The sequence below is a fragment of the Priestia sp. BR_2 genome, from assembly GCF_041954005.1.
Taxonomy (GTDB): Bacteria; Bacillota; Bacilli; order Paenibacillales; family Paenibacillaceae; genus Paenibacillus_AQ; species Paenibacillus_AQ lautus_A.
In genome coordinates, this window is the sequence record NZ_JAVFHM010000033.1 from 1 (window position 1) to 1,476 (window position 1,476).

General features: G+C 33.3%; 1 protein-coding gene and 1 pseudogene. Both read right to left on the reverse strand.

The genetic code is table 11. The features are described 5' to 3' along the window. Nucleotides 1-87: 87 nt before the first annotated feature. Complete coding sequence (locus RB298_RS00385; RefSeq protein WP_430044796.1) at nucleotides 88-981, reverse strand: LysR family transcriptional regulator; 894 nt, start codon at nucleotides 979-981, stop codon at nucleotides 88-90. Between the two features lie 304 nt (nucleotides 982-1,285). Next, a pseudogene (locus RB298_RS00390) lies at nucleotides 1,286-1,476 on the reverse strand (MFS transporter); the annotation flags it as partial.

Consider the following 1,476-nt stretch of genomic DNA (forward strand, 5'->3'; position numbering starts at 1 on the left):
ATTTTATACATATGCTCGTCCCTATAAAAATAGCCCAATTCGGTTCCATAAAAGCGATGGATGATAGTAACTTCATAAAAGAAATAGTTAATTTTTATGTTGATATGAACTTCTTGCAATATCAAGGAATACTTGAATGACAGGCGATATCCACTTTCCTTTGTGCCAAATCATCTGAGAAACAAAATTAATCTCTGTTAAATCTAAAGATAAAGAAACTAACTTACCTTGTTCAAGCTCGGAAGCAACAGAGATTTCAGGAAGAAAAGCAATTCCCATTCCAAGCATAGCACACTGTTTGATGGCTTCCACACTATCAAATTCAAGGGTTGTAAAGTCATTAGCTCCCTCACGAACAAGTAGTCGATCAAATGTTGTATGATATGTGCATCCTTTTTCATTTAATAAGAAAAACTCTCCTTGAATGTCATCAAAATCAACTTTGCTCTGACTTGCAAGGGGATGATTAGGAGCAACTAGGAGACGAAAGCTCTCTTCACGAAGAAGCTCAATATTTAATCCATTTGAATTTACAGGCTCCTCTAGTATAAATACAATGTCCGTTTTTCCTTCATAAATAGATTGTTTTAGGTCGTTAGAAGGTGTTGGACGGAAAATCACACGTACGTTAGGATATTGTTTCCTGAATTCATGCAAAATGGCTGGAAGCAAATAAACACATAAAATTTCATTTGCACTAATGGTAATAGTGCCAGTCATGTTTTCACTATCATTCACATTATTTTTTGCTTCCTCAACATCATTTAAAATCCTTTCTACATATTTATAGAAACGTTCGCCAGCATCTGTTAATACAATTTGTTTGTTTAAACGATCAAATAGTTTTACCCCCAACTCTTCCTCCAAGGATTGAATTTGCATGGAAACATTTGAGGGAACATAGTTTAAAGCCTCTGCGGCTCGACTAAAATTCAGTGTTAGAGCAACCATTCGAAAAGTCACTAGTTGACGTAACTCCATCTCTTTTACTCCTTTCGAAAATACCCAATCATTCGTTCATTTTTTTACATGTACTTCATCATCTCATGATTACATTTTATTAACAATTTTAGATAAAAATACGAATAAGGTTGAGCCTATTCTATATCAATTTTGTGGTTAAAAAAATAAAGCAAGAAGGCTATAGATTCATACTTCATCTATAACCACCTTGCTAATTTTTTCATATAATTCCCTTTTAAAGCATTTTATTTCTTGTAAGAAATTCTATTTATAAGAACCTTTGATGACATTTCAATAACTAATTTTTATCTTTCAAACTTTATTATTCATCTTCTTTCTTTTCTAACCCTATCGTTACGAAAGTAAGAAGAACACCTAATAAAACCATAATAGAGGCAACCCAAGGTGTGTGATTTAACCCCATGCTATCCGTAGTAAGTCCACCTACATATGAGCCGAATGCAATTCCTCCATTAAATGAAGCAATATTAAGAGATGAAGCAACATCTACAA

Bases quoted from the DNA above. Each gene is read 5' to 3' on its own strand.
- RB298_RS00385 (WP_430044796.1), bottom strand. From the start codon at position 981: ATGGAGTTACGTCAACTAGTGACTTTTCGAATGGTTGCTCTAACACTG.